A 21,209-nucleotide genomic window follows, 5' to 3' on the forward strand; every position below is an offset into this window, starting at 1 on the left:
CGCCGCAAGCGCCCAGAACCCATCTCGACCGGACCGAGGCCGCAAGGGGGCGCTCCAGACGGCGCTCCAGATCTTTGGAATCCATGACGCGTTTCACGTTCATCCACGCCGCCGACCTGCATCTCGGCAGCCCGCTCGCCGGGCTCGGCGCGCGGAATGCCGAGATCGCCCAGCGCTTCGCCTCGGCCGGGCGCCGGGCGTTCGAGGACCTCGTCAGCCACGCAATCGAGGCCCGCGTCGCGTTCCTGATCGTGGCCGGCGACGTCTACGACGGCGATTGGGCCGACCACTCGATCGGCCTGTTCTTCGCCCGCCAGGTCGCGCGGCTCGACCGCGCCGGCATCCCGGTGGTGCTGGTGCGCGGCAACCACGACGCCGAGAGCGTGATCACCAAGGCGATCACCCTGCCGGAGGCGGTCCGCACCTTCTCGACCAAGAAGCCGGAGACCATACGGCTCGACGCGCTGAAGGTCGCCCTGCACGGCCAGAGCTTTCCGAACCGGGCGGTCGACGAGAACCTGTCGCTGTCCTACCCGGCCGCCGTGCCGGGCTGGTTCAACGTCGGGGTGCTGCACACCTCCTGCACCGGCCACGCCCAGCACGCGACCTACGCGCCGTGCTCGGTCGCGGACCTGCGGGCGCGCGGCTACGATTACTGGGCGCTCGGCCACATCCACGACTACACCGAGCTGTCGCAGGATCCTTGGATCCTGTTCCCCGGCAACCTCCAGGGCCGCAGCATCCGCGAATGCGGGCCCAAGGGCGCCGTCGCCGTCGAGGTCTCCGACGGGCAGGTGGCGGGCGTGCGCCGCCTGATCGTCGACCACGCCCGGTTCCACAACCTCTCCGTCGCCGTCGACGAGGCCGAGACCGAGGCGCAGGCGGTGGCGCTGGTCGAGGCGGCGATGCGTCCGCTGGCGGCGCTGGCGGAGGGCCGCCTGCTCGCGGTGCGGGTGCACCTCACCGGGACCACCGCCGCCCACGACCGGCTCGCGGCCGACCGCGAAACCCTCACCGCGGAGATCCAGGCCGCCGCCGACCGCGTCCACGAGGACATCTGGCTGGAGAAGCTGAAGATCGAGACCGCCCGCCCGAGCGGCGGCCCGCGCGAGAATGTCGTCGACGCCATCGACCCGGCGACGCTGCTCGCCGAGATCGACCGCGACCCCGAGTTCCGCGCCCGCGCGACGGCGGCGCTCGCCGAGATCGCCGCGAAGATGCCGGCGACCGAGGACGGCGACATGGCCGGCGACCTCGACACCCTCTGCGCCGAGGCCGAGGCGATGATCCTCGGCCGCCTCACCAAACGCGCATGCTGAGCCTGGCGCGCATGCCGAGCTTGGCGCGCATGCCGAGCCCGGCGCCCCCACCGAACTTGCGCCCGGTCTCGGCGGAGCGGAGACACCCATGCGCCTCTTGAGCCTCGACCTCGAACGCTACGGACCCTTCACCGGGCGGCGGGTCGAATTCCGTGCGGACGCGCGCCTGCACGTCGTGCTCGGGCCGAACGAAGCCGGAAAATCCTCGGCGCTCGCCGCGGTGACGGACCTGCTGTTCGGCATCGAGACGCGCACGGCCTACGCCTTCCTCCACGAGATGCCGCAATTGCGGATCGGCGCCGAGATCGGCAGCGCCGACGGCGGCCGGCTGGCGTTCCGACGCCGCAAGGGCAACCGCAACACCCTGGTCGACGCCGACGACGCCGCCCTGCCGGAGGCGGCGCTCGCCCCCTTCCTCGGGGGCCTGACCCGCGAGGTGTTCTGCCGCGCCTTCGGCCTCGACGCGAACAGCCTGCGCGAGGGGGCCAGGGAGATGCTGCTGGCCGAAGGCGAGCTCGGCGCCAGCCTGTTCGCGGCGGCCTCGGGCCTGCGCGGCTACAGCGACCTGCAGAAGAGCCTGGAGGCCGAGTCCGACCGGATCTACGGACCGCGCAAGCGCCAGGACCGCAGCTTCTACCAGGCGTTCGACCGCTACGACGAAGCCCGCAAGGCGATCCGCGAGACGGGGTTGCGCGCCGGCGACTGGCGCGAGCTCAACGAGGGCATCGCCGCGGCCGGGGCGTCGCTGGACGCGATCAAGGCCGAGCGCATGCGGATCGCCGCCGAGCAGGCGCGGCTCGCGCGGCTCAGGCGCGTCGGCCCGCTGATCGCCGAGATCGACGCGCTCGCGGCGCGGGACGGCGCCGAACCCGATCTGGTCGAGGTCCCCGACGCCTGGGTCGAGCGCCTGGGCGAAGCCTGCGCGGCGCTCCGCGGCCGTCAGGCGGAGGCCGTGCGCATCGATGCGGCCGCGGACGCGGCGCGGGCGGCCTTCGCGGCGGTGGCGGTCGACGCCGGGCTCGTCGGGCGCGCCGAGGAGATCCTGGAAGGTTTTCGCGGGATCGACCGCTTCGACAAGAACGGGGCCGACCTGCCGCGCATCCAGGGCGAGGCCGACCAGTTCGACGCCGAACTCGCCCGGCTCGCCGTCCGGGTCGGCCTCCCCGACGTGGAGGCGCTGACGCGGCGCCAACCCTCGGACGCCGAGCGCGCCCGGGTCGAGGCGCTGATCCGCGACGGGCAGGAGGACGCCGCCGCCATCGCCCGCCTGGAGCGCGACCTCGGCGCGGCCCGCGCCGAGCACGAGGGCCTGCTGCGCGACGTGGCCGAGGGCGGCACCCCCGTCGACCCGGCTCCGTTCCGCGAGGCGTTGCGGCCGCTGGTGGCGATCCGCACCGCGATCGTCGAGCGCGACGCCCTCGACGCCACCGTGCGGCGCGCCGAGCAGGTGCTGCGCGGCCAGGCGGCCCGCCTGTCGCCGCCGGTCGCCGACGTCGCGGCCCTGGCCGACGCGCCCCTGCCGACGGTCGAGACGGTCGCCCGCTTCCGAGCCCTGCTCGACGGCAAGGAGCGCGAGCGCGCGCTGGCCGTGGAACGCCGCGACGCCGCGAGGCGCCAGGTCGCGGCACGCCAAGCACGCCTGCGCGAACGCGAGGCCGGACGGCCGATCGCGACCCGCGCCGACCTGTCGGCGCTCCGGGCCGAGCGCGACGCGGCCTTCGCGCCCCTCCGCGAAGCGCTGAGCGACGGCGTTCGGCGCCCGCCGGGCGAGGTCGCAGCCTACGAGCGCCTGGCCCAGGCCGCCGACCGTCTCGCCGACGAGCTCGCCGCCGACGCCGCCCGCGTCGCCGAGCACGCCGCCGACGGCCAGCGCCTCGACGCCGAGATGGCCGAGTCCGCGGCTGCGGACGAGATCCTGGCCGAGATCGAAGCCGAGGCCGCCGAGGGCTTGGCCGCCTGGGCCGACCTCTGGCGCCCGGCCGGCATCGCCGCCGCGACGCCAGCGGAGATGACGACCTGGCTCGGGGAAGCCGAAACCCTGATCGAGGCCAAGGGCGCCCTCGACGAGCGGCGCATCGACCGGGCGCTGCGCACAGAGCGCATCGAGGCTTCGCGGGCGCCGCTGCTGGACCTGGCCGCCCGCGCCGAGCTGGCGGACCTCGCCGGCCTCGACGTGGGGCTGATCCTCGCCCGCATCGAGGAGCGCGTCGCAGGCATCGCGTCCCGCTGGGAGGCGACCCGCGAGGCGAACGCGCGGATCGGCGCCGCCGCGGTCGGGATCGCGCGGTTCACGGCGAGCCTATCCGACGCCAGGACGAAGCAGGCCGCCTGGCGCAGCGCCTGGGCCGAGGCGGTCGGCGCGATCGGGCTCGACGGCGAGGCCGGGACCGAGATGGCGACCCGCGCGCTCGCCGCCTGGCAGGCGGTGCCGAACGTGCTCGCCGAGCGCGAGAACCGCCGCGCGCGGGTCGCCGGCATCGGCCGCGACATGGAGGCCTACCGGGCCGCGGTGACGCCGCTGATCGCGGAGCTGGCGCCCGACCTCGCCCACATCCAGCCGAGCGCCGCCATCCGCAGCCTGCAGAAGCGGCTGCAGGAGGCGCAGGCGAGCGAGACCCGCCGCCGCGAGCTCGCCAAGCGGCGCGACGAGGCGGAACGGGAGGCCGGGGCGGCGATGCGCGCGCGCGACGACGCGCTCGCATTGCTCGCGCGGCTTCTCGCCGACACGGTTCCCGACCTCTCGGCCGAAGCGCAGGACGTGGTCGAGGCCCTGCACGGGCGCCTCGTCGCCCGGCGCGCGTTGCGGGCCGAGGCGCAGGCGCGCCGCGCCGAGCTGGCCCGCGCCGCCGACGGCATCCCCGAGGAGACGCTGCGCGCGGATCTCGCCGCCATCGATCCGGACGCGATCGAGGCGGGGCTGCGCCGTCTGGCGATGGAGGACGAGGACCTCGACCAGCGCGGCAAGACGGCCTTCGCCGAGCGCGACCGGAACGAGCGTCGGCGGGAGGCCCTGGAGGGCGGCACCGGCGCCGAGCTGGCGCTGGCGCAGAAGAAGGCCGCCGAGGCCGAGCTACAGGGCAGCGCCCGGCAATGGGCGGTCCTGAAGCTCGCGAGCCTGATGCTCGGCACCGCGATCGCCCGCCAGCGGACCGGGCAGCAGGACCCGCTGCTGGCCCGCGCCGGCGGGATCATGGCGGCGCTCACCGGAGGCGCGTTCTCCGGCCTCGCGCAGGATTACGACGAGGCCGACAAGGCGCTGATCGTGGCGCGCCGCGCGGGCGGCGAGACGATCCACGTCCAGGGTCTCAGCGAGGGCACCCGCGACCAGCTCTACCTCGCCCTGCGCCTGGCCTACCTGGAGGATTACGCGGGCAAGGCAGAGCCGGCGCCGTTCATCGGCGACGACCTGTTCTCGACCTTCGACGACGCGCGCACCGGGCACGGCCTCGAAGCGCTGGCAGCGATCGGCGGCACGGTGCAGCCGATCCTGTTCACCCACCACCGGCACGTGGCCGACCTGGCGCAGGCACGCCTCGGCTCGGCCGTGGACATCATTCCGCTGTAGGGCGCCCGTAGCGCGCCTCGAGGTGGGCGAGGTAGGCCTCCGTCCCGAGCGGAGAGCCGGTCGCCCGCTCGAGCAGCGTGTCGGTGGGGAGCCGGCTGCCGTGTTCGTGGACGTGCGTGCGCAGCCAGCCCCGCAGCGGCGCGAAGTCGCCCGTGGCGAGGCCCGGCAAGATTCCCGGCTCGGCGCGCTTGGCCGCGGCGAAGAGCTGGGCGGCGGCCATCGCCCCGAGGGTGTAGGTCGGGAAGTAGCCCCAGGCGCCGCTCGGCCAGTGGATGTCCTGCAGGCAGCCGAGGCGGTCGTTCGGAACGGTGAGGCCGAGCAGGCGGCGCATGCCGTCGTTGAACGCGCCCGGCAGGTCGGCCAGTGCGAGGTCGCCGGCGATCAGCGCGGATTCGAGGTCGTAGCGCAGCAGGATGTGGGCCGGATAGGTCGCCTCGTCGGCATCCACCCGGATGAAGCCGGGCTCGACCCGCGTGTGCAGGCGGTGGAGGTTCTCGGCCGTGAAGGCGGCGCCGTCGCGGCCGAACTCCGCCCGCACCAGGGGCGCCAGGAACGCGAAGAATTCGCGGCTGCGGCAGGCCTGCATCTCGACGATCAGCGATTGGCTCTCGTGCAGGCTCATGCCGCGCGCCTTGCCGACGGGCTGGTTGCGCCATGCGGCCGGGCGGCCCTGCTCGTAGAGCGCATGGCCGGTCTCGTGCAGCACGCCCATCAACGCCCGCCCGAAGTCGGCCTCGTCGTAACGGGTGGTGATCCGCACGTCGTCCGTGGCGCCGCCGCAGAACGGATGCAGGCTGATGTCGAGGCGCCCGCGGGTGAAGTCGAACCCGAGCGCCCGCATCAGCGCCAGCCCGATCCGCTTCTGCGCGTCCACCGGGAACGGGCCGTCCAGCGGCAGCGGCGCGGGCTCGCCCGCCTGCCGCTCCCGGGCCGCCGCCACCAGCCCGGGCAGCCGGGTGCGCAGCTCGGCGAAGAGCGGGTCGATGGTCGCGCGGCGCATGCCGGGATCGTACTCGTCGAGCAGCGCGTCGTAGGTCCCGAGCCCGAGCGCCGCCCCCTTGATCGCCCCGATCTCGCGCTGGAGCCGCAGCACCTCGGAGAGATGCGGCAGCAGCAGGCCGAAATCCGACTGCGCGCGGGCCTCGCGCCAGACCATCTCGGCCTTCGAGGTCGCGCGCGAACTCGCCTCGACGAGGTCGCCCGGCACCGAGGCGGCGTGGGCGTGGACGCGGCGCATCTCGGCGAGGTTTTCCGCCTGCCACGGATCGAGCCCCTGCTCGCCGGCGGCGGAGAGCGCGTCGGCGGTCTCGGGTGCGGTCAGGATCTCGTGGGCGAGGCCGCGCAAGGTCGCGAGCTGGTCGGCGCGGCCGTCGGCGGCGCCGTCCGGCATCAACGTCTGGGAATCCCAGCCGAGGATGCCGGCGGCGTCACCGATCGCGTCGAGGCGGGCGAAGCGGCGTTCGAGACCGGAATAGGCGTTCACGATGCGCGAGCCTCTGCGTTGGCGCGCCGGCCTCGCGAGCGGCCGGCTGGGATGGCGGCCTTCGTCATAGGCGCCGGGCGCCACCGGGAACACCCCGCCTAGAGATCGGAGATCGGCGCGAGCCCGCGCCTTTCGCAGGGAGCGCCCCATATCGTCGCGACGCGCCGAGGGCGCCGTGGGACCGGAGCAGAGTGGTGGATCGCCGTGCCTTCGTCGCCGCAGCCCTGGCCTCCACCGCCCTCGTCGGAGGCCCCGTCGCCCACGCCGCGACCGAACCCAGGTCCGTCGCGAAGGACGGGCCGGTGCGGATCGCCATGCTGCTCTATCCGGGCATGACCGCGCTCGACGTGGTCGGCCCGCAGGAGATCCTTTCAGGCCTCGCGCCCGGCAGCCTGGATCTCGTGGCGCGGGCCGCCGGTCCCGTCGCGAGCGATACCGGGCTCGCCCTCGTCGCCACCGCGGATTTCGAGACCTGCCCGCGCGACCTCGACGTGCTGTTCGTGCCCGGGGGCGACGGCACGCCCGACCAGATGCGCGACTTGGCGACCCTCGCCTTCCTGCGCGACCGCGCCGGGCGCGCCGCCTGGGTCACCAGCGTCTGCACCGGCTCGCTGATCCTGGGCGCGGCGGGCTTGCTCGCCGGATACCGCGCGACCTCGCACTGGTGCGTGCGCGACGCCGTCCTACCCCTGCTCGGCGCCGTGCCGGTGGACGAACGGGTGGTGTTCGATCGGAACCGCGTCACCGCGGCCGGCATCTCGGCCGGGCTCGATTTCGCCCTCGCGCTGGCGGCGAGGCTGCGCGGCGCGGACTACGCCCGCACCAGCCAGCTCGTGGCGGAATACGCGCCGCGCCCGCCCTTCGACGCCGGCAGCCCGGCCGCGGCCGGGCCGGCGATCACCCAAGCGGCGGACGCGATCCTCGCCCCCCTCGTCGCGGGCGCGCTGGCGGCGGCCCGCGACCGGTCACGCACGCCTCCGTGAACGGGCGGCCCGGAACGGGGGCGGCGGGGGCGCATTCTCGCCAACGAAGCGGTCGCGCACCCGACCACCTGGAACCGCTCCGCGAGAAGCCCCCATGACGCTCGGAATGCTCGTTTCGGCCGCGATCGCGGCGCTCGGCCTGCTGGTGGCGATGGGCCTGATCGGGCACCCGGTCGACGGACAGCTGCTCACGAATTACGGCTGGAGCGGCGTGATCATCGGCGTCGCGCTGTTCGGCTTCTTCGCCTACCTTCAGCGTCGGCGGCCGCGCGCGAGCGCGTGAACCGGATGCCGTCAGGCGATGCGGATCAGCGGCTCGCGACGGATCGCGGGCGTCGCGCCAACCTCGACGCGCTGGCGCTCGCGGGCGATGTAGGCCGTCGGCATCACAGCCTGCATGTCCGCCTCGACCGAAAGCAGGGTCGTGTCCGAATGGCACGGGTGCAGGTGGATGATCGCCAGCGCCTTCACGCCGGCGGCCTGGGCGAGCTCCACGCCCTTCTGCCAGGTCGAGTGACCCCAGCCGCGGCAGGTCGGGTATTCGCCGTCGGTGAACATCCCGTCGTAGACCATCAGGTCGGCGCCCTCGACGAAGCGCATCAGCGCGGCGTCCGGCCACGGGTCGGTGTGCTCGATGTCGCTGATGATGCAGAGCCGCTTGCCACCATGCTCGAAGCGATAGCCGACCGAGCCCTGGGGATGGTTGAGCAGGATCGTGTCGACGGTCGCACCGTCGGCGAAGGTCAGCGTCTCGCCCGCGCGGAAGCCGTGATGCTTCAGCGTGCACGGGAGGATGTCGAGGGTCACCGGGAAGAGCGGCGGCGAGAACAGGCGGCCGAGCGCGTCCTCGGCCGACTGCCCGTCGAGGTTGCCGCACCAGGTGTTGATCGTGCGCTCGGCGTCGAACACCGCGGGCTTGAAGAACGGCAGGCCGCCGGTGTGATCGAGATGCAGGTGGCTGAAGAGGAGGTCGACCTCCTTCGGCAGGTCCTGGCGGTTGTGCTGGCCGCAATTATAGAGGCCCGAGCCCGCGTCGACGACGAACAGTCGCTCGCCGCAGCGCACCTCGAGGCACGGGGTGTTGCCGCCGAACTCGACGTATTCCGGGCCGCAGACCGGCGTCGAACCACGCACGCCCCAGAAGCGCAGCGTGAGACCGCCGTCCGTTACAGGACTTCTCGACATCGTCATCACGGGTCGTTTTCGTTCGGATGGTCCGATCGACTTCGATCTGGAACCGTTCTCCGCTCCGGCGTCAATGCGACCGAGGCGGTGGGCGGACGGTGGTTTCCTCATCGCCGCTCTCTGACAGAGTTTGAGATGGGTGGGCCCCGCAGGCTGCGATGTGCGAGCCCGCACATGGGATAAGTCCCATCCACGCCTCGCGTTTCGGATTTCACGGCCGGTCGGCGAGCGCGAGCGGTCCGGTCGCCCTGCGGCCGAGCCCCGCCGGATCGACCGCCCAGCCGGCCCGGACGAAGCGCGGGATCCGGTCCTCGAAGCGGGCGTCGAGGCCGCCGAAGGGATCGGGCCCGCGCTCGAAGGACGGGACGAAGCCGGCCATGCGGGTCGGCGACAGGGCCGAGCTTGGCGCGGCCCAGGCGGCCCAGGTCGCCTCCGGCACCGGCGGGGCGCGGCGCCTCGCCGGGATGACCACCGTCTCCAGCCCGGCATAGGCCAGCGCCTCGGGCCGGCTGACCTCGCCGAGCGAGGTGCCCTTGGCGGCGAGCGCCGCCCAGAAGGCGTGCTGGCCGCCGTCGGAATAGGTGGTGCGCATCGCCGCCGCCCCGTCCTCGACGAGGGCGGCGATCCGCGCCTCCTCCGCGGCGCGCCGGGTGGCGACGGCGGCTTCCTTGCCTGAGTCCTTCGAGGGCGCGAAGGCGTAGCGCCCGCCCACGACGGAAACCTGAAGTTCCTCCCCCGTGGCCTCGAACCGGTCGGCGCCCGCCTTCAGCTCGCGCCAGAACGCGATGTTCGGGTCGGTGCGGTAGCGCGCCATGTTCTCGGCGGTCATCCGGAACGGGTAGGACTGGAACTGGAACGCAGACTGCCCGCCCTTCAGCGCGTCGCGGGCGATCGCGTAGATCTCGCCCACGGTGTTGTCCATCATCGCGAAGCAGCCCATCGACGAGCATACGCCGTGGACCATCACCGCCGAGCCGGTGCCGCCATGCGCCCGGTCGTAGGCGTTCGGGTAGCCGACGTCGAAGGACAGGTAGTAGTGCGAGTTCGGGTTCATCTGCCGCTGCGGCACGCTGTAGAACCCCTCCGGCGTCTGCCGGTCGCCACTCTTGCGCTTCGGCCCGAGCTGGCCCGACCAACGGCAGATCGGGAACGTCTTGACGTAGACGAAGCGCCCGCCGGCCCCCTTCTTCCACACCTCGATCTCGGATTCCTTCTTGTAGGCCCGGAACAGCACCGGAGCCTGCGGGCTCGTGCCCTTGGCCGCCATCAGCGCGAGGGTGGCGCCCGGGATCGGCGCCTCGGCCTTGGCGTTCTGCGCCGACGCCTGACCCGCGACCAACAGGGCGAGCACGACGGAAAACCCCGACGCGACGAGACCTCTCAGGGGGCGGGCTGGACGCATCGCGGGGCCGGGGCGGGAGGGGCGCGCGACGTCGCGGCCGACGCGGCCCTGCACGAGGCGGGCACGCAGGGACGAGCCTGTGCGGCCAATACGGCGCCCGTATGGCTTCACGCCGGCTCGAGCGTGCGGGCTGCGTCCGGCTGCAGCGGCACCACCGTGCTGTTCTCCACGGCGATCACCGCGTCGAAGGGATCGAGGGCGGCGAGGTCGGCGGCGTCCGGGACGCAGACGACGAGGCCGCGGCCGGCGCGGGCCGCGCGCAGGCGGGTGATGCGCGCCGCGATCTCGGCGGGCTTGCGCTCGTCGAGCAGGATCGCGACCACGACGATGTCGGGCTGGCGGATCAGGCAGCGGGCGAGGTCGATCGCGATGCGCATCTCGACCGGAATCGCGCCCTCGCCCGCGACCGAGCCGGTGCCGGCGCTGCCGGGTTCGACGCGGCTCTCGAGCCCGAGGCGGTAGACCGAGGCCTCCAGGCCCTCCTCGGTCAGCACCCGCCGGACGATCGCGCGCACCCGCGGCTCGGCGCCGGCCTCGCCCTGGCTGACGCGGCCGAACAGCAGGTTCTCCTCGACGCTGGCCGCCGGGTTGATCCGCGTCGGATCGTAGAACTCCACAGCCGCGGCGAGATACGACGGCAGCATCCGCGCGAAGGACTGGCGGGCGGCCACGAGCCTCTCTTCGAACGCCGGATCGATCAGGCCGAAGCGGTGGCGGGTTTCGCTGTAGCGCAACGCCAGACCGATCAGCCGCTCGCGGTCGCGCTGGCCCGCCGGGCCGCGACGCAGGGCGACCGCGCTCGGCTGGCGCACCACCAGATCCTCGAAGTAGCCGCGCTCGTCCGCCGGGAAGAGGGAGAACGCATCGAACAGCGGATGGTCGTTGGGCAGCTCGGCGAAGATCTCGACGGTGCTCCGCGCGACGGCGAGGCCGATCTCGGTGAGCGGGCGGACGAGGTCTTCCGCCTCCAGCACCGCCCGCATGTAGGGATGCCGCGCCAAGCGCTTGGGCGCGAAGGTCGGGCCCACCGGCTCGCCGAACAGGATGTTCTCGCCGACCGTCGCCTGATGGTTGTAGCGGGCGGGATCGAACGGCTCGACCAGGCGCTCGGCCCCCTCGGCCCGAAGCACCGCCCGCATCGTCGCGCGGGCGGCCACCAGGGCGCGGGCGAAGTCCGGCGCAGCAATGGGATCGACCCGGCCGAGGAGGCCGCGGGCGTAGGCGAAGGCGTCGAGCCCGGTGATCCGCAGGATCTCGACGAAGGCGGGCTGGTCGGGGGCTGCCGAGGGATCGGCGCCGTAGAGGATGTTGGCGCGCAAGCTGCCCTCGACCAGGATCGCCTCGCCGGCCGCGAACGCGATGCGCCGGGCGCGGTCGGCGGCGTCGAACCCTCCGAGATCGTGCCCGGCATAGGTGACGCTGCCCGCCGTCGGCGCGACCTGGCCCGCCAGGATCGCGGCAAGCACCCGGGCGCCGCTTCCGCGGCCGCCGATGATCGCGACGTGGGACGGCATCGCGAGGTTGAGGTCGACGCCCGAAAGCCGTTCGCCGGTCGCGGCGTCGTAGGCGCCGACGCCGTGCGCAGCGAGGTCGCCGGAGCGCGGCACCGCGAGGCCGCCCTTTCGCCCACGGCGGCCCTGCAGGCTCGCGATCGTGCGGGCGGTCTCGCCGAAGACCGGCTTCAGGCCCTCGCGCAGCCGCCAGAGGTTGAGCGACAGGGCGATCAGGATCGCCGCGATCGCGAACGCGCCCGCCGCCGCGACCAGGGCGGCCGGGTCGACGTCGCGGGCGGGCGGGGCGCCGTCGCCGCCGCCGCGCCACAGGGCGGCGCCGGCCGCCAACGCCGGCAGGATGATGGCCAGGGCGAGCGAAGGCGCGCGGGCGTAGGCGAGCTTCGCCTCGGCCCGGGCCAGGGCCGCGCGGGTCGCCGCCGCCTTTTCGGCGATGCGGGCGCGCTCGAGGGTCGCGGAGCCGTGAATCCGCACCGCCGGCATCCGCCGTACGAGGTCCCCGAGCGTCCGCTCGGCGAGCGCGCTCGACCGCAGGCGGAGCGCGCCGCGCGCGGCCGAGCGGCGGAGGATCAGCTCGCGCGCCAGCGCAGCCGCGAACAATCCCACCGCCGTGGCGGGGACGAGGCGCGGCGCGGCGAGCGCCGCGAAGCCGAGGGCGACGAGGATCGCGCCCAGCGCCATCGCCGGGACGAGGATGCCGATGGCGAGCAGGCCGTCGATCCGGCCGAGCGTCTGCCCCAGGAGGCCGGCGAGGCCGCGCGCCTCCTCGCGGGCGCCCGGGGGCGCATCGAGGATCGCCGCGGTCGCGGCCTCCCGCAGGCGGAAGACGGCGCGTCCCTGCGCCGAGAAGGACAGGACGGCGACGAACCAGCCGAGGCCTGCGAGCGCGATCGCGCAAGCCGAAAGGCCGAGGAAGGCGGCGCGCTCGAGGTCGAGCGGTGCCAGGCTCCACCCCGGGAACAGGACGAGGTCGTCCGCGACGCGGGGGATCGCGACGCGCAGGAACACCAAAGCCGTGGCCTCGTCGTGGCCGAGGGTGTGGACGAGGTCGCGCAGGCAGAGCAGCGCGAGGATGCAGAGCGGGCCGCCGAGGCCGAGCGCCAGCGCGACCGCGGCGACGTGGCGCCCGCGCGCCGCACGCCAGGCGAGGACGATCGGATCAGGCTCCATGGCCGCTCACGTGGTCGAAAGGGTCCGCATCGGCTGTCCCGAGCGGCCGCCTGATCGCAGGCCGCATCGGAGCGCATAGGCGCTCTTCGAGCCCGCGGAAAGCGCGCCACCGCACGCGACCCGCTCAGCCGGTGAACGCGGCCAATCACCCCCTGTCGTTCAGCTTGGAATTCTTCCATAGAGCCGACCGTCGATCGGGCAAGAGCGAACCTGCGTCGCATTGCATCGACACCGCGGAACGGGTCATGCTTCGTCGGCGGTTCGGGGGCATCGAAACGCAGAGTTCTGACATCTTGGCGACGCGACCCACCGAAGACATCCACCGGTTCCGGTCCCAGCGGGCCGTGGGCTGATGGCGCAGCTGTTCTCACCCGGCGCCGACGCGATCTATCGGCTCGCCCTGCTCACCGGCGTCGCGTGCCTCGCCGGAATCCCGATCGTCGCCGCGGGCATCGTCCGATCGGACTACGTCACCGGCGTCGGCATCGCGCCGGCCCAGCCGGTGCCGTTCAGCCACAAGCACCATTCGGGCGAGCTCGGGGTCGACTGCCGCTACTGTCACACCACGGTGGAGACGCAGGCCACCGCCGGCATCCCGCCGACCCATACCTGCATGACCTGCCATTCGCAGATCTGGACCGGGTCGGACATGCTCAAGCCGGTGCGCGACAGCTTCGCCCGCGACGAGCCGCTGCAATGGGTGCGCCTCAACAAGCTGCCGAGCTACGTCTACTACAACCACTCCGTGCACGTGACGAAGGGGATCGGCTGCTCGACCTGCCACGGCGACGTCACCAGCATGCAGATGACCTACCGCGCCAACGCCTTCGAGATGCAGTTCTGCCTCGATTGCCACCGCGACCCGGCGAAGTACGTCCGCCCGCAGGACCAGGTCTGGAACATGACGTGGAAGCCGCCCGCGAACCAGGCGACGCTCGGGCCGGAACTCGTCGCCAAGAACCACATTCAGGGAGGTGAGCGCCTCACCGAATGCGCGATCTGTCATCGCTGATGGAGACGGACCGCACATGACCGGGCACCACGACATCGGCGCGATCCGCGCCCGCCTCGCGTCCGGCGACGGGCCTTCCTTCTGGCGCAGCCTCGACGCCGTCGCCGACACCGCCGAGTTCCGCAGCTACCTCGAAGCCGAGTTCCCGGCCGCCGCGCGGCTCGCCGCGGCGCCGGAGCGGCGCGGGTTCCTGAAGCTGATGGCGGCCTCCTTCGCGCTCGCCGGCCTGTCGGCCTGCGATTCCGGAGACGGGCGCCACAACGAGCTGCCCTACGTCAACGCGCCGGAGCGGATCGTTCCCGGCGCCCCCTTGAGCTACGCCTCGTCGGCGCTGTTCGACGGGTTCGCCAACGGCATCCTCGTCACCACCCGCAACGGCCGGCCGCTGAAGATCGAGGGCAACCCCGACCATCCCTGGAGTCGGGGCGGCACCGACATTCTGGCGCAGGCCTCGGTGCTGGGCCTCTACGACCCGTTCCGCTCGCAGGCCGTCCAGCATATCGGGCGGCCGAGTTCCTGGGCGGCGTTCCAGGGCGCGATGCTCGCGCAGATGCCGGTCTGGCAGGCCAAGGGCGGCGAAGGCCTCGCCCTCCTCACCGGTCCCGTGACCTCGCCGTCGCTCCAGGCCGAGATCGCACGGATGCGGGAGACCTATCCGGCGATGCGCTGGTACGTCAGCGCAGGCGTCGCGCGCGACAGCCTGTACGACGGGGCCAAGCGCGCCTTCGGCCGTCCGGTCGAGACGCTCCTCGACTTTACAAGCGCACGGACCATCGTCGCGCTCGACGGCGACATCCTCGATCTCGGCCCCGGCCAGGTCGGGCTGTCGCGGCGCTGGAGCGAGGCGCGCAAGGCGTCCTATGCGGCCGGCCACCTCCTCACCCTGCATGCCGCGGCGGCAACGCCGACCTTGACGAGCGCCAAGGCCGACTACGCCGTGGCGGTCCCGGGAGCCCGCATGGAAGCGCTCGCGCGGGACCTGCTGAGCCTCGCTGAGGGCGGTTCGGCGTCGTCCGCCGACGGCGCCTCCGAAGCCTGGCTGAAGCGTGCCTTCGCGGCGCTGAACGAAGCCCGCGGCGCCGGCATCGTCACAGCGGGCCTGTGCGGGTCGCCGGAGCTGCACGCGCTCGTCCACCGGCTGAACGGCGCGCTGGGGAATGCCGGCACGACGGTCCGCCACACCGCGCCGGCCCAGGCGATCGGCGCCGGAGCGCTCCGCGACCTCAGCACGGCCATGGCGGAGGGTTCGGTCGAGACCCTGATCGTGCTCGGCGTGAACCCGGTCTACGAGGCGCCGGGCGCCCTGGGGTTCGCGCAGGCGATGGAGCGCGTGCCGCTCAAGATCCACACCGGGCTCTACTACGACGAGACCGCGGCCCATTCGGACTGGCACCTGCCGCTGGCGCATCCGCTCGAATCCTGGGGCGACGCCCGCTCGCTCGACGGCACCGTCAGCCTGGTCCAGCCGACGGTCGCGCCGCTCTACAACGGTCGCTCCGCGAACGAGATGCTGGCCTTCCTCGATCGTGGAACGATCGCGAACGGCCTCGACCTGCTGAAGCGGCAGATGCGCGGTGGATCGGAGGACGACACCGCGTTCCAGGCACGCTTCGAGGACGCCCTGCGCAGCGGCTTCCTGCCCGACAGCGCCGCGAAGCCGGAAACGATGGCGTTGACCGCCTCGGGGCCGGCGCCAACCGTGGCGCCGTCAAGCGACGATGCCATCGAGGTGGTGTTCCGCCCGGACCCGACGGTCTGGGACGGGACGCTGGCCGACCTCGGCTGGCTGCAGGAACTGCCGAAGCCGCTTACCAAGATCGTGTGGGAGAACGTCGTCGGCATCAGCCCGAAGCTCGCCGAGCGGCGCAGCCTCGCCAACGGCGACATCGTGCGGATCGCGGCGGACGGACACGCGATCGAGGGGCCGGCCTGGATCACGCCGGGCCAAGCCGAGAACACGGTCAGCCTCTCGCTCGGCTACGGCCGCGACGTGCCCGACCACCTCTCGCGGGGCCTCGGCTACGACGCCAACGCGCTGCGACCGGCGATGGACCCGTGGCTGCTGGCGGGCGCGACGCTGGAGAAGACCGGCCGCCGCCGGCTGCCCGCGACGACGCAGGATCTCGGCACGATGGAGGGCATGGACCTCGTCCGCGTCCAGCGTCAGGGCGCGGAGCCGGTCGGCGACACCAAAGCCTACGAACTGGCCTCGTTCTATCCCAAGCCCGCCGCTGCGGGGCGCGGCGCGACCGCAGCCTGGGCGATGGCGATCGACCTCGACGCCTGCATCGGCTGCAACGCCTGCATCACAGCCTGCCAATCCGAGAACAACATCCCGGTCGTCGGGCGCGAGGAGGTCGAGCGCGGCCGCTGGATGGGCTGGCTGCGGGTCGACCGCTACTACGCGGGCGATCTCGATGCGCCGGACACGCATTTCCAGCCGGTGCCCTGCATGCATTGCGAGAACGCGCCGTGCGAGGTCGGCTGCCCGGTCGAGGCGACGCTGCACGACAGCGAGGGCCTCAACCTGCAGGTCTACAACCGCTGCGTCGGCACCCGGACGTGCCAGAGCTACTGCCCGTACAAGGTCCGCCGCTTCAACTACCTCGACTACACCGGCGACATGCCCGCGGTGGCCCAGCAGCAGCGCAACCCGGACGTGACGGTTCGCGCCCGCGGCGTGATGGAGAAGTGCACCTACTGCGTCCAGCGCATCGCCGCCGCCCGCATCGACTCGGCCAAGGACGCGCACGCGCCGATCCCCGACGGAACCGTCGAGACCGCCTGCCAGGGCGCCTGTCCGACCCGCGCCATCACCTTCGGGAACCTGTCCGATCCGGAAAGCCAAGTTAACAAGGCGCGGGGCGACGGACGCAATTACGCCCTGCTCGGCGACCTGAACACGCGCCCGCGGACGACCTACCTCGCGAGCCTCGCGCCCGCGGCCAGGGAGGGCTGACGGCATGTCGGGCGCCATCCTCCAGCCACCCTCCGGTGCCGGCCTGATCGCGCAGGACGCGACGCTGCACGGCATCGGCCGTGCGGTGGCGGAGGTCCCGCTGACGCATCCGTCGAACCGGCGCTGGTGGATCGCCTTCGCCGGCGCGCTCGCCCTGCTCGGGCTGTTCGGCGGCGTGCTCGCCTACCTGCTCTTCACCGGCGTCGGCATCTGGGGCAACAACAACGCCGTCGTCTGGGCGCTGGACATCGCGAGCTACGATTGGTGGATCGGTGTCGCCAGCGGAAGCCTGCTCGTCTCGGCGGTGCTTCTGCTGCTCGGCGCGGAGTGGCGCGGCGCCGTCAACCGGGTCGCCGAGACGGTCGCCCTGCTCTGCACCTGCGCCGCCGGACTCTACCCGATCATCCATCTCGGGCGGCCGTGGTTCTTCTTCTGGAACCTGCCCTACCCGAATACCTACGCCCTCTGGCCGCAGTTCCGCTCGCCGCTCCTTTGGGACGCGATCGACATCGTGTCCTACCTCGTGGTCTGCGTGAGCCTCTGGTACATCGGGCTGCTGCCCGATCTCGCATCGCTGCGCGACCGCGCCGTCGAGGATGCGCTGGCTCAGGAGAAGGCGCACGGCCGTTCCCGGAAGCGTGCTTTGCTGAAGGCGCGGGCCTACGGGATCGTCGCATCCGGATGGCGCGGGTCGGCGGCGCATTGGCAGCTCTGGGTCCAGGCCTACCGTACGATCGCGCTGCTCGGCGTCCTGTTGGTTGTCTCGTTGCAGACCGGTGCTTCGGTGATGCTCGCGGGCTCGGTGATGCCCGGTTGGCACGACACGATCCTGCCGGTGACCTTCCTGGTCAACGCGGTGTTCTCGGGCGTCGGCGTCACCGCCGCGGTGGTGGTGCTCGTACGCTCGGTCTACCGCCTCGACGGGTTGATCTCGGACCGCCACCTCGAAATCCTCGCCCGGCTGATGCTGTGCCTCGGATGCGCCAGCCTCTACTGCTACGCGACCGAGTTCTTCTCGACGTTCCTGCATGGCGACGCGCGTGAACGTGGCGTGCTGGTCCGGCGGATGACGGGGGAGCACGCCTGGGCGTTCTGGACCGTCGTGGCCTGCCTGCTGATCCCGGCCCAGGCCTTCTGGTCGGCCCGCATGCGCCGGTCGACGCTCGCCGTCGCCGCGATCGGCCTCCTCGTCGCGGTCGGCGCCTACGCCGACCACGTGATGGTGCTCGTGGTGACCCTGGCCCAGGACTTCCTCCCCTCGTCGCGCCTCGCCTACAGCGAGACGATCTGGGGCGTTGCCACCTTCGCGGGGTCCGTCGGGCTGTTCCTCACCCTCCTGCTGCTGTTCCTGCGCTACCTGCCGGCGGTCTCGATCACCGAAAGCCGGCGCCTGGCGCTCGCCGTGACGCCGACCGCGGCTGCGGCCGAGCGAAAGCCCGTGCGAGAGTCCGAGATGCGACCGCTCGCCGAAGAGCGCGACGAAGCGCAGGACGCGCCGCTTTGGGGCGTCAGCGCCGCCTTCGCCTCGGAAGCCGACCTCGCGGCGGCGGTAAGCGCGTTGTCCGGACTCGACGCGTCGCACGTCCACCTCAGCGCCCACGGCCCGGTGCCGATGCCGCGCGTGGTCCGGACGCTCGGCATCGCAGGCCGCTCGATCCGGGCCTACGCGATCTTGGGCGCGCTCGCCGGCGGCGCCGCCTTCTACGGCATGTGCGTCTACGCGACCGCCTACGACTACGTGTTCCTGATCGGCGGGCGCCCGCGCTTCTCGTGGCCGTCCTTCGTCGTGCCGAGCCTGTCCTTCGCGATGATGAGCGGGACGATCGCCGTCCACCTCGCCTTGCTGATCCTGAACCGCCTGCCGCGGCTGAACCATCCGGCGTTCAACATTCCCGGCTTCCTGCGGGCGACCGACGACCGCTACTTCCTCTCCGCGGAAGCCCGGGGCGAACGCTTCGACGCCGACCGCATCGTGCGCAAGCTCGCGGCGCTGCCCGCGGAGGCCGGGCGCCCTCTCGACATCCGGCGGGTGCCGCGATGAGACGGCTCCTCGCCCTGCTCGCCCTCGCACCGCTCGCGGCTTGCGGCGAAGCCAACATGGCCGAGCAGCCCAGCGCCAGGACCTGGGACAAGAACAACTTCTTCCCGCAAGGGATGACGATGCGGCAACCGGTGGCGGGCACCGTGCCGCGAAACGATCCGGCCAAGGCGGCGCCCCAGCCGGCGACCATCACGGAGAGCCTGTTGACGCGCGGTCGGGAGCGCTACGGCATCTTCTGCACGCCCTGCCACGGCGCCTCCGGCGACGGCCGCGGGATGATCGTCGCGCGCGGTTTCCCCTCCGCCGGTCAGCTCACCACGGAACGCCTGCGCCAGGCGTCGGCGGACGACCTCTACCGGGCGATCTCGCAGGGGCACCGGGCGATGTACGGGATGGGCCAGATGATCCCCTCCGCGGATCGCTGGGCGATCGTCGCCTACGTCCGCGCCCTGCAGCGCAGCCAGGATGCCGCCGTGGCGGCCCTGCCGCCCGAGGACCGGGCGAAGCTGGAGGCGTCGCGATGAACGCCCGGAACGCCGCGGCCGCGGGCCGCAACCCCGTCGGCGCGCTGCTCCTCGGCCTCGGGGCGTTGGTCCTCACCGTGCTGACGGCCGGCTGGCGCGGGGCGGCGGCGTCCTACCTCGCGGCCTGGCTGGCGCTGCTCGCCCTGCCGGTGGGCGCGCTTCCGATCGCCATCGTGCTGGAGCGCTTCGGCTTGCGCCGGCACGACCACGGCGAGGGCGAGCTGTCGAAGGCCCTGCGCCGGCTCGTCGCGCTGATGCCGGTCGCCGCCATCCTGGGCATTCCCATTCTGGTCGGCATCGGACGGATCTATCCCTGGACCGACGCCGCCCCGGAAACGCCGTTGGCGGCGGTCTGGTTCACGGTTCCGCTCTTCGCCCTGCGCGTGGTCGCGTACCTCGCAGCATGGGTCTGGCTCGCCGCCCGCTTCGTGGTGCCGGCGGAGGATCGCGCCGACGGACGCACGGTTTCTAGCGTCGCCCTGCACGCGGTCGTCGGCACCCTCGCCGTCACCGATCTGGTCGGATCGCTCGATCATCGACTCGGCTCCAGCCTCGAAGGCCTCCTCGTGCTGACGGCCTGGAGCGGGCTCGCGCTGGCGGCGGCGATCCTGCTGGCGCCCGAGGAGCCCGCTCCGATCGGGCGCGGACGCGCGGTCCCGGGGCAGGACCGGCTGGTGCCGCTCGTCGTCCTGCTGAGCCTGTGGGCCTTCCTGCACTTCGTGCAGTTCTTGATCGTGTGGTCTGCGAACCTGCCGCAGGAGGTGATGTGGTACTTCGCTCGCGGCGGCTGGCTCGGACGCGCCTTCGCCGGCTTCGGCGGCGCCGTGGTGCTGCTCGGCGCGTTGGCGACGCTCCGCCCGGGACGCCCGACGACGCGGGTTCTCGCGGCCCTGACGGTCGTGCTCCACGCCGTCGAGATGTTCTGGTTCGTGACGCCCGCCCTGCGCGACCGCTTCGTGATCCGCATGAGCGATGTCTTCGCCGCGGTGGCCGTCGGGTGCCTCGGCCTCGCGCTGCGTCCGCTCGTCCGACGCTTGGTGCCGCTCGCTTCGCCCCGACGCCGCCGGAGCGCCGCCGCATGAGCACCGACCGGACGCAACGACGCTACGGCTTCGTCTCGACGATCATCGCCGGCCTGTCGGGTCTGCGCGGGCCAGCCGCCGCGTCCAGGCCGCGGCAGTCATCCGAGAAGGACGAGTCCTCCGGCGGGCCGGGCTACGAGGTTTCCGACGTCAACGTCGGCAACACCGCTCGGGTGATGGCTGGGCTCATGGTCACCGCGTTGGTCGTGATCGGTGGGATGGTGTGGCTGAGGACCTTCGTGGCCGCGGACCAGCGCCAAGCCCTGCCGAAGCTGACGGCGCAGCAGACCTCGCGGCTCGTGCCGCCACCGCCGAACCTGCAGGCCGACCCCTATGCCGACCTCGACGCCGAGCGTGCGGCGGAGAACCGGCGGCTCGACGGCTACGCCTTCCTCGACGCCTCGCGCCAGCGTGCGCGCATCCCGATCGACCGGGCCATGGCCCTGACGGTCGGCCGAACGCTGGACCCTTGAGCCGATGACGCCGACGCACGCAGCCCTCGAGCTTTGGCCGGCCGCGGCCTCCGCCGTCGCGGTCGAGACCGACTACCTGATCCTCGCCTTCACGGTACTCACCCTGGTGCTGACCGTGCCGGTGTTCCTGGCGATCACGTGGTTCGCCATCCGCTACCGCGACGGGCAGGAGGCGAACCGCGACACCAGCGGCATCCGCTCGAATCTGATCGAGATCAGCTGGATGCTGATCCCGTTCCTGCTGACGCTGATCTTCTTCGTCTGGGGCGCGCGACTCTTCGTCATGTCGAAGAACCCACCGCCGGACGCGATGGTGATCGAGGCGATCGGCCGGCAATGGATGTGGAAGTTCCAGCATCCCACCGGACAATCCGAGATCAACGACCTGCACGTGCCGATGGGTCAGCCGGTCAAGCTGCGGATCATCAGCCAGGACGTGATCCACGCCCTCTACCTGCCGCCATCTGCATCCGCAGCGCCGGCAGGTAGAGGGCGTGGAT

15 protein-coding genes are annotated in these 21,209 nt (G+C 72.7%); 11 read left to right on the forward strand and 4 right to left on the reverse strand.

What is annotated here, in order from left to right; genetic code table 11:
• The first annotated feature begins 83 nt into the window (after positions 1–83).
• Both MFF13_RS23320 and MFF13_RS23325 read left to right on the forward strand, forming a co-directional pair.
• Positions 84–1,319: a metallophosphoesterase family protein gene (locus MFF13_RS23320; RefSeq protein WP_238273061.1), complete on the forward strand. Its 1,236-nt coding sequence runs from the start codon at positions 84–86 to the stop codon at positions 1,317–1,319.
• Positions 1,320–1,407: 88 nt separating this feature from the next.
• Positions 1,408–4,884 carry a YhaN family protein gene (locus MFF13_RS23325; RefSeq protein WP_147764338.1) on the forward strand — a complete coding sequence of 1,159 codons (3,477 nt, stop codon included), beginning with the start codon at positions 1,408–1,410 and terminating at the stop codon, positions 4,882–4,884.
• Here MFF13_RS23325 and MFF13_RS23330 read toward each other — a convergent pair.
• Positions 4,871–6,367 carry a carboxypeptidase M32 gene (locus MFF13_RS23330; RefSeq protein ID WP_147764339.1) on the reverse strand — a complete coding sequence of 499 codons (1,497 nt, stop codon included), beginning with the start codon at positions 6,365–6,367 and terminating at the stop codon, positions 4,871–4,873. The genes MFF13_RS23325 and MFF13_RS23330 overlap by 14 nt on opposite strands.
• Positions 6,368–6,681: 314 nt before the next feature.
• Between MFF13_RS23330 and MFF13_RS23335 the strand changes: the two genes are divergently transcribed.
• Together MFF13_RS23335 and MFF13_RS23340 are read left to right on the forward strand one after the other, a co-directional pair.
• A complete protein-coding gene (locus MFF13_RS23335) occupies positions 6,682–7,350 on the forward strand; it encodes a DJ-1/PfpI family protein (protein ID WP_147764343.1) in 669 nt (222 codons plus the stop codon).
• A gap of 94 nt (positions 7,351–7,444) precedes the next feature.
• Positions 7,445–7,633, forward strand: a complete 189-nt coding sequence (locus MFF13_RS23340; RefSeq protein ID WP_147764340.1) for a hypothetical protein — start codon at positions 7,445–7,447, stop codon at positions 7,631–7,633.
• Positions 7,634–7,644: 11 nt separating this feature from the next.
• Here MFF13_RS23340 and MFF13_RS23345 read toward each other — a convergent pair whose 3' ends face one another.
• The 3 genes from MFF13_RS23345 to MFF13_RS23355 all read right to left on the reverse strand — a co-directional run bounded on the left by MFF13_RS23345 (position 7,645) and on the right by MFF13_RS23355 (position 12,618).
• Positions 7,645–8,541: an MBL fold metallo-hydrolase gene (locus MFF13_RS23345; RefSeq protein ID WP_147754333.1), complete on the reverse strand. Its 897-nt coding sequence runs from the start codon at positions 8,539–8,541 to the stop codon at positions 7,645–7,647.
• A gap of 205 nt (positions 8,542–8,746) precedes the next feature.
• Positions 8,747–9,937 carry a L,D-transpeptidase family protein gene (locus MFF13_RS23350; RefSeq protein WP_238273062.1) on the reverse strand — a complete coding sequence of 397 codons (1,191 nt, stop codon included), beginning with the start codon at positions 9,935–9,937 and terminating at the stop codon, positions 8,747–8,749.
• Positions 9,938–10,044: 107 nt separating this feature from the next.
• The gene (locus MFF13_RS23355) at positions 10,045–12,618 is read right to left on the reverse strand and encodes an ABC transporter ATP-binding protein/permease (RefSeq protein WP_147764180.1); all 2,574 of its coding nucleotides are present in this window, start codon (positions 12,616–12,618) and stop codon (positions 10,045–10,047) included.
• 352 nt (positions 12,619–12,970) lie between these two features.
• Here MFF13_RS23355 and MFF13_RS23360 point away from each other — a divergent pair, with 352 nt between their 5' ends.
• The 7 genes from MFF13_RS23360 to MFF13_RS23390 form a co-directional block, all read left to right on the forward strand.
• On the forward strand, positions 12,971–13,630 hold the full coding sequence (locus MFF13_RS23360; RefSeq protein ID WP_147752854.1) for a cytochrome c3 family protein: 660 nt from the start codon (positions 12,971–12,973) through the stop codon (positions 13,628–13,630).
• Between the two features lie 16 nt (positions 13,631–13,646).
• The gene (locus MFF13_RS23365) at positions 13,647–16,589 is read left to right on the forward strand and encodes a TAT-variant-translocated molybdopterin oxidoreductase (protein ID WP_147831680.1); all 2,943 of its coding nucleotides are present in this window, start codon (positions 13,647–13,649) and stop codon (positions 16,587–16,589) included.
• Positions 16,590–16,593: 4 nt separating this feature from the next.
• The gene (locus MFF13_RS23370) at positions 16,594–18,630 is read left to right on the forward strand and encodes a quinol:electron acceptor oxidoreductase subunit ActD (protein ID WP_147764178.1); all 2,037 of its coding nucleotides are present in this window, start codon (positions 16,594–16,596) and stop codon (positions 18,628–18,630) included.
• Positions 18,627–19,154 carry a c-type cytochrome gene (locus tag MFF13_RS23375; RefSeq protein WP_147764177.1) on the forward strand — a complete coding sequence of 176 codons (528 nt, stop codon included), beginning with the start codon at positions 18,627–18,629 and terminating at the stop codon, positions 19,152–19,154. Before MFF13_RS23370 ends, MFF13_RS23375 begins: the two co-directional genes overlap by 4 nt.
• Entirely contained in the window at positions 19,151–20,236 is a 1,086-nt protein-coding gene (locus MFF13_RS23380; RefSeq protein ID WP_147764176.1) for a hypothetical protein, read from the forward strand. The genes MFF13_RS23375 and MFF13_RS23380 overlap by 4 nt, the downstream gene beginning before the upstream one ends.
• Positions 20,233–20,709, forward strand: coding sequence for a hypothetical protein (locus tag MFF13_RS23385; RefSeq protein WP_147752849.1), 477 nt, complete (start codon positions 20,233–20,235; stop codon positions 20,707–20,709). The genes MFF13_RS23380 and MFF13_RS23385 overlap by 4 nt, the downstream gene beginning before the upstream one ends.
• Positions 20,710–20,713: 4 nt before the next feature.
• A partial coding sequence (locus tag MFF13_RS23390) for a cytochrome c oxidase subunit II (RefSeq protein ID WP_505744304.1) occupies positions 20,714–21,209 on the forward strand: 496 nt, incomplete at its 3' end.

Source organism: Methylobacterium cerastii (assembly GCF_022179125.1).
Lineage (GTDB): Bacteria > Pseudomonadota > Alphaproteobacteria > Rhizobiales > Beijerinckiaceae > Methylobacterium > Methylobacterium cerastii.